Annotated in this window: 3 protein-coding genes; 1 reads left to right on the top strand and 2 read right to left on the bottom strand. The window is 46.6% G+C overall.

The features are described from left to right. The first annotated feature begins 70 nt into the window (after positions 1 to 70). A complete protein-coding gene (locus QUA07_RS27095) occupies positions 71 to 3,505 on the top strand; it encodes a WD40 domain-containing protein (protein ID WP_333331542.1) in 3,435 nt (1,144 codons plus the stop codon). Here the strand turns inward: QUA07_RS27095 and QUA07_RS27090 are convergent. Both QUA07_RS27090 and QUA07_RS27085 read right to left on the bottom strand, forming a co-directional pair. Next, complete coding sequence (locus QUA07_RS27090) at positions 3,475 to 4,350, bottom strand: tetratricopeptide repeat protein (RefSeq protein WP_445305919.1); 876 nt, start codon at positions 4,348 to 4,350, stop codon at positions 3,475 to 3,477. The two genes, QUA07_RS27095 and QUA07_RS27090, sit on opposite strands and share 31 nt — an antisense overlap. Before the next feature lie 358 nt (positions 4,351 to 4,708). Further along, entirely contained in the window at positions 4,709 to 7,969 is a 3,261-nt protein-coding gene (locus QUA07_RS27085) for an ATP-binding protein (RefSeq protein ID WP_333331532.1), read from the bottom strand. Positions 7,970 to 8,257 lie beyond the last annotated feature (288 nt).

The raw sequence follows: 8,257 nt of genomic DNA, 5'->3' as shown, positions 1-8,257 counted from the left end.
TTTTAAATCACCCTAACCTTCCTTCAGTCTTGTCTTATGGTACTCTGGCTGCTTAAAAACTGTCCGGAGTATTGATTGGGGAGAAGCAATTGATGTTTCTATTTTCTACGGACGTGCAGAGGAAATAGCTTTATTAGAAAAGTGGCTAATTGTTGATCGCTGCCGCCTAGTGACCCTGTTGGGGATGGGTGGCATTGGCAAAACCTCTCTTTCTATCAAGGTAGCAGAACGCATCCAAGAACAATTTGATTATATTATTTGGCACAGTCTCCGTAATGCTCCATTAATACTTGACTTATTGGTTGAATTAATTCAATTTCTCTCGAACCAACAGGAAACGAATTTACCAGACACATTAGATGCTAGAATTTCGCGACTGATACACTATCTGCGACAGCATCGGTGTCTGTTAATATTAGATAACGTCGAGTCTATTCTACAGGAAGAAGAACGCACGGGTTGTTATAGAGAGGGATATGAAGGCTACGGTCAACTTCTGCGATGTGTAGCCGAAATCAACCATAAAAGTACCCTGCTACTAACCAGTCGAGAAAAACCGATCGGTTTAGCAGCTAAAGAAGGTAAAAAATTGCCCGTTCGTTCATTACAACTGACAGGTTTAACAACCCCAGAAGTACAGGAAATTGTCCAAGGTATTGCTTTTTTTCAAGGCTCAAACTGCGAATGGGATATTTTGAGATCCCACTATGCTGGAAATCCGTTAGCCTTAAAAATGGTTGCTCCCACCATCCATGATTTTTTTGATAGTAGCCTGACGAGATTTTTAGAACTTTTAAATCAAGGAACTTTAGTATTTGATGATATTCGGAACCTATTAGACCGACAATTTAATCGTTTATCAAATGTAGAAAAAAAGGTGATGTACTGGCTGGCGATCGAGCGGGAGCCAGTCTCGCTGAGAGAATTAGAACAAGATTTAGTTTCAAAATTAACTGTCAAAGAATTACTAGAGGTTTTAGGTTCTCTCGTTAGACGTTCTCTCATCGAAAAAACCTCAGACGGCTACACTCAACAACCCGTCGTCATGGAATACATGACGGAACGATTAATCGAAAAAGTCTGCACTGAGATAACCAGCAGCGAAATTGACCTTCTCAGAAGCTATGCTCTTCTCAAAGCTACAGCTAAAGAATACCTTAGAGATACCCAAGCTCGTCTTATCCTTAAACCTATTGCCGATCGACTCCTTTTTACTTTTGAACGCCAGCAACTTCTCGAAAACCAACTCAAACCCATTCTGGCATCACTGCGCGGTAAACCAACACTAGAAACTGGCTACGCTGCGGGTAATATTATAAATCTATTGCGTCAGATGCAGCCAGATGTAAGCGGTTGGGATTTTTCTAATTTGACCGTTTGGCAAGCTTATTTACCCGATACGAATTTGCATCAGGTAAACTTGGCGGGTTCTAATTTAACTAATTCCGTTTTCGCCGAAGTTTTGGGAAGTGGTTTGTCAGTCGCTTTTAGCCCGGATGGAAAACTTTTAGCTTTGGGCGATACGAATGGTGAGATTCACTTGTGGCAAATGCCAGAAGCTAGGCTGCTGAGAACTAGCAAAGAATACGGCAGCATCGTGTTATCCGCTGCTTTTAGTCCGGATGGGAAAACTCTTGCTACGGGCGGTAGTAACGGTACGATTAATTGCTGGGATGTTAGCAGTTGGTCGATTCGTCAAATATTGCAGGGAAATCATAGCAGTGTGCTGGGAGTTGCTTTCAGTCCAGATGGCAAGATGCTTGCTAGTGGCATCAGTGATGGGACTGTGCGTTTTTGGGATTGGAGTAATGGACGATGCTTGCTAACTTTGCCAGCACACAAAAGTCAGGCTTGGTCGATCGCATTTAGTCCTCAAGGTAAGATTTTAGCTAGTGGCGGTGATGACGGAATACTTAAACTGTGGGATGTTGCTACTGGACAATGCCTGAAAATGTTTGAGAGTGACAGTCGTCAAATTCGATCGGTAGCTTTCAGTCCAGATGGTAAAACGGTAGCCAGTGGTGGTAATGATTGTTCGATCGGCCTCTGGGATATTAGCACGGGTGAACTCGTTAGGATTTGCTCTGGACATTCACAAATAGTGGTGTGTGTTGCCTTTAGTCCAGATGGTCAGATTTTAGCAAGTTGCAGCGAAGACAGCACCGTGAGATTGTGGGAGGTGGCATCGGGTGAGTGTCTAAAAACGCTGCAAAAACACACCAGTCGAGTTTCATCTGTCGCGTTTCGTCCTGATGGCAAAACTTTAGCTAGCACTGGTGAAGACTGCACGGTGAGACTGTGGGATGTTAAAACAGGTCATTGTCTGAAAACAGTATTGGGACATAGCAATCCAGTAAATTCGGTAGTTTTCTCACCCGATGGTCAAATATTAGCCAGTAGCGATCGCGCCGTGAGATTATGGAATATCAAAACCGGGAAGTGTTTTAAAAGCATACAGGATGGACATACTAATCGATTGAAATCCATTGCATTCAGTCCGAATGGAGACTTGCTGGCGAGTGGATTCTCTGACACTCGTGTCAGGTTATGGGATACTGCGATCGGTGAATGTCTAAAAAGTTTAGAGGGTCATTCTGCTTGGGTTTGGGGAGTTGCCATCAGTCCCGACGGTAAGACATTGGCAAGTTTCAGTGAGGATCAGACTATCAAACTATGGGAGATGAGCACAGGGCAATGTCTTTATACTTTTACTGAACATGAGAGTTGGGTGATGGGAATTGCTTTTAGTCCTTCAGGTGATATCCTGGCTTCTGCGAGTACCGATAAGACGGTGAAGTTATGGGATGTCAGTACAGGGAAAGTCTTAAGCACTTTGATGGGAAATAGCGGTTGGGTTTGGTCTGTCGCCTTTAGCCCTGACGGTAATATCTTGGCAAGCAGCAACAGTGACAGTAGCATCAAGTTTTGGGATATCAATACCGGAGAATGTCTGACAACTTTAGAGGGACATGACGGTATTGTGTCATCTGTAATCTTCAGTCCTGATGGTACACAGTTGGCGAGTGGCGGTCATGACCAAACTGTACGAGTGTGGGATGTTAGCACTGATAAATGTTTGCAAGTTCTCGAAGGACATGACAATTGGCTATGGTCAGTTGCTTTTAGTCCAGATGGTCAGATGCTTGCTAGTAGTAGCCAAGATGAGACGATTAAGCTTTGGGATGCACTGACGGGTAAGTGTATCAAAACCTTGCCTGTTCCCAAACCTTATGAAGGAATGAATATTACAGGTGTTAAAGGCTTAACTGAGGCGACTATTGCGACGCTCAAAACACTGGGGGCAGTTGAAGTAAGTCGATCTGGACTTATACCAAATCTGGGTTTACTACCCCTTTTTTTGTATTATTTGTCATTGCGAGGAACGAAGCAATCGCTTAGTCTCTGCGATTGCTTCGTTCCTCGCAATGACGGAGGGGTAGTCATGATAGTGAACCCGGATTTGGGATCGGGCGACTACATTTGGGGCGGGGGTGGGGTGTCTTGAATTTTAGCCAGTGCTGCTTTCATTTCAGGAGTTGCTAGCAACTTTTGGGTATCTGCGATTAAACGATCGCCCCAGAGGTTTTCTTTGAGATATTCTACGGTAGCATACCGTTTGTCGAGTTTCAGAGCTGCTTCTCCCATCGCTAAGCCTTTTTCTTTGTCACCTTTGGTGTAGAATGCTACTGCTAGAGCTAGCATTGCTTCGGCGGCTTTGTCGTCGATCACGATCGCTTCTTGCCAGCGTTTGATGGCGCTATCAACATCTCCCATTTCGTATTTGACTAATCCGATATTGTTGACAGCAGGCCACAGGTTTTTTTCTAAAGCAAAGGCTTTTTCGTATTGGGCGATCGCCTGATCAAACCGCTTCAGCTTATAAAAAGCATTACCTAAATCAAATAATGCACCTGGAGTGTCTGGTTTGAGTTTTAATCCTGCTTGCAAATATTCAACTGCTTTCTCGTAGTTCGCTTTCCGAAAGTAAGCTTCTCCCAAGACAAATTTAATTGATGGATTTTCTGGTGACAGAGATTGAGCTTGCCCCAAAGCTTCAATGCCTTTGTCAAACTGCTCGACTTGAAGGTACAAGCTGCCTAACAAAGTCCAAGTTTGAGCATTTTTGGGGGCTAACTGTGTGGCGAGTTCGGCTCTAGGTACCGCTAGTTGGTACTGCTGCAGTCTGGCTAGCTGGACGGCTTCTTCTGCAAGGCTCAAGGCCGTTTGTTCGAGTTGGGCTGAGTCGATTTGCAGGGTGTAAGGCAGGAGTGCCTGTGCGGCAGCAGGCTCGGGCATTGCCCCCAAACCGAGTGCGAGTAGCAGAGATATTAAAGGAATGCGATTAGGCACTGTACAGCCCCAGAAAAAAATATAAGGGTTTCTCGATCGCCTATAATAACTCATATTTTTGAGTTTTGATATTGCTTCTTGACTCGCAACACTTCTGGGTTTTCATTTAAATACTTCTCAAATTATATTTACACTCAGGGTAGTCGTTTTTATTCACTCTTTTATAGGCGACTGATCACCTCACTACAAATAGGCAAAATTATGAGTTATTATAAAGTTGACTGAGTTAACAAATAACGCTTCGCGCTTGACAGTTAAAGAGTTGCCAACTTCTGTTTTTCCTCATAAGTAATAGTTGATTTTTACGGGTTGAGAAACGAGTTAATTCGTCACTACAAACCTGGTAAATTATTCATTTTCAAGAACTTGAATGAGTTAATAAACTCTGTTGAATTTTGTCTAACAATTGTGCTGCTGATAAGGAAGAAGGCAAAATTTTGGCAGATACTTCTTGCAGTAGAAAGTCGATCGCCTCGGATTCCGAATTTACAGCAGACCGATAATCCCAGACTAAAATTGGCAGTTTTACTGCCATTTGGCGCAGGTTCGACAGCGCCTGCAGCATAGCGGTTGATTCTGAGGGGGCATCTCGCAAGCACAGCAAAACTAAGTCCACGCTTTGATATTGCAACTGCTGCAAAACTTCTGTCCAGCTCTGAGCGATCGACCCTCGAAATCCTGCGGTGTGGATGTACTGAATCAAAGCTTGAAAGTTGGGAGTAGAAAACTGGGAATTGGGGAGGGGAATCTCGGCATTTGTCGATCGATCGCGATTTTCCAATTCTTCCGTCGGGTTCCCCCCAGAAGAGGAGTGCAAATCGGGTAAAGTCGAAATGTCGGCAAATAAAATGCTGGGCTTCCAACTCATGCCCGCAGCAACTTGAATCACTTGCCACAAAGCACTTGGCACCAACCCGGTTGGTGAAGTTTCACTGTCGTCGGGACTGCGGGTAGCCAAACAGGGAAATACCGACAATCCTTTGACTTGATTTGCCAGTTGCGTAGTAGTGGGGTCTAAAGTCACCAACGGGAGAGAACCCAAATTTCGAGACCGACTTAACTGTTCGATAAAAGCTAAGGGGTTTTGCAGTTGACTTGTACCATCTAAGACGATCGCATCGGGCCGCCAAATTCTGGCCACGAGTTCTGCTTGGCCGAGGTCGTCTGCTTCTAAAACCCGGCAGTAGTTGGGGTTGAGCAGTAAAGCGGAACCTTGAGACGAACTGTTTTGCGGGCTGAGCCACAAAACGGTTAAAGAACTCCTTACTTTGGGGCTACTAGAATTACTGTGGCCGATCAAGTCTGCCAGCAGCCGCCGCAAAGCGGGTTCTTCCACCGGCAAGGTCAAAAAGCCTTCAGCTCTGTTGACACTAGCCCGTTCTTTCTCCCCTCTGGTGGCTGTGACGATCGCCGGAATCGATCGGGTATCCGGGTCACTCTTGAGCAGCGTCAGCACGTCCCAACCCGACAGCAGCGGCAGCAGCGGGTTGAGGAAAATCGCTTCGGGACTGAACCTGCGAGCTTTTTCTAGCGCTTCGGTGCCGGAACGGGCGACTATTACTTGGTAGCCCAAACCTGAGATGACGTTGGTTAAATCTTCGATATATTTGGGAACTGCTTCGACTATTAATACTAAACGAGAGCGAGAATTGGCGGTCAGAGTCGGATATTGGGGTTGTAATAATTCTTCCTCAACGGCTCCCGATGCGGGGACTTCTTCACTGCTGTTTCCCGGAGGATTTGGTGGCAGCAGCAGGGTAAATTGAGAGCCTTGGTTTTCTGAGGAAATAAACGAAACGTCCCCGCCGTGGAGCCGAGCTAGGCGTTGAGTCAGTACCAGTCCCAGTCCGGTTCCTTGAAAGCGGCGGGTGAGGGGGCTTTCTAGCTGTTGGAATTTCTGAAAGATCAGATGCTGTTTGTCGGCGGGGATGCCGATGCCAGTGTCCCAAACTTTGAATGCGATCCAGCCTTCCCAAACATTTACTTTCAGTCCGATTTTGCCGCCGAGTTCGGTGAATTTTAGGGCGTTGGAAAGGAGGTTGACGAGCATTTGCCGCAGTCGCAGTTCGTCGGCAATTAATTGGCTCAGTCCCGGTTCTATTTCGAGTGTAAATTCTATTTGGGCGGAGGGTTCTGCGTTTGCTGTGCCATCAGTTTTGCTTGGTTCGGGTGGTTTTTTTTCTTCTTGCTGTTGCAGTTGTTTTGCTTGTTCAAACGCTCTTTGGCAGGTTGATTCTATTTCGACTGCTTCGGGAATTAGTTCTAGCTGCCCGGTTTCCATCCGGGTCAAGTCTAATATATCGTTAACTATTGTCATCAAATGCCGCCCGCTTTTATGAATTAGTTTGGCGTAGCGTGTTTGGCGATCGTTGAGTTCTCCGATCAATTTATCTTTGAGGAGGCTGGACAAACCGAGGACGGCGGTGAGTGGCGTTTTTAGTTCGTGGCTGATGCAGGATAAAAATTCGTCTTTGAGTCGGTTGAGGTGGATTAAATCTGCGTTTTTCGCTGCTAGTTCTTTGGCGACTAAATGTTCTTCGGTGACATCTTGTCCCATTACTAAAATTAGCTTGTCTGAGAGCGGCTGTTTGACAAATTGCCAGATCCGTTCTTGACCTTTTTGTACGGGGCACTCGCAAATGTAGGTGTCTGGTTTGCCGGCCATGGGACACCAAGCTGGAGCGGTTAATGTTGAGGGGGAAGCAGCAGCGTACAGGGGCAGCGGACAACTGGTGGCTGCGGTTGAATCACGCGCGGCGAAGCTATCCCGCAGGGAATCGCCCGATCTACTTGCTCCTACTAGGCTCCTGCAGTCGGTGGTGATGCCCTCTAACTGCACGCTCTTGTATTCGCTTGTTAAATGGCTTGGTTTGCGGGGCGAGTGTTTACCCAAATTTGCTGCTGGTTCTGGAACTGGTTCTGGGCCAGCTCCCAGCAAAATCCGCCACGCTGCGTTTTGGCTGACTATTTGTGCGGTGGGGGTTTGCAATCTCAGGGGCAGGGGTAGTTTTTCCAGTAGTTCGACTAGGGAGTTCAGGTTTTCCGAAGGTTTCAATCCTGCTTCTAGAAAGCGCACTTGAGCGTCTAGGACCGTGGCGATGGCTTCGGAAATTGGTTTTTTTAATTCGATTTCTTTGACTGCTGTTCCCTGCTCTGTGAGGCTGCAGAGCGAGCTGCTGTTGAGTGCGGCGAATTGCAGCAGGCTCAGGTTGTCTAGCATTCCTAAGAATTGACCACTGGCATCTGTGAGGGCGATCGGAGTTTTGGGGGGGGTGTCGGCGGTTTGGCGGTTTGGCCGGGCTGGGGTGTTCTGTTCCTCTGTTTGCAGGTACTCCCAGAATTCGCTGACGCTCATAGCGGCGGGTAATACCCTGACTGGTTCGATCGCGATCGAGCTTTCTGACAAAGGTTGCTGCCCGTCGTTTGTGCGATCGGCTCCCCAAGCCCAAAGGCTGCGGAGGTACACTAATCCCAGCGGCTGTAGCTGTTCGTTGACTACTGCAACTCGATCGCAGTTGCAGGATCTGAAAATTGACTGCAGCGATGCTAGCACACCCGTTTGGCGGCACAGCGGCACTGGCTCGATAAAATTTTTGAGACTGGGGGTGGTGAGTGGCATAACAAACCTGAGAGTCTGCTCACGAGAGCAGTAATATTTTTGATGCTCAATGTAGCTGCGAATTTCTGTATCTTATTAGTTTTATATCAGTTCGCTATCAGGCTCCGTATCTGCACCGACACCGGGGAGTTCGATGCCTACGCCTGATTTGAGGCGACTAGCAATTATTTTAAGGCTTAAGCTTAATTGCAGAAATCACGCTCAGGGTGCTTGACACAAAAACCACGGAGTACACTTTGATTCTTCTTCCGGTAGAAGCGCATCACTTATTTTGCGGTTAAGATTGGT

It is taken from the genome of Microcoleus sp. T3_A4 (genome assembly GCF_036700465.1).
GTDB lineage: Bacteria > Cyanobacteriota > Cyanobacteriia > Cyanobacteriales > Microcoleaceae > Microcoleus.
Note: the sequence above shows the minus strand (reverse complement) of the source record. Positions and strands in the feature narration are given on the sequence as shown.

Excerpts from the sequence above, each read along its gene's own strand:
- QUA07_RS27085 (WP_333331532.1), bottom strand. The coding sequence starts at position 7,969 with ATGCCACTCACCACCCCCAGTCTCAAAAATTTTATCGAGCCAGTGCCG.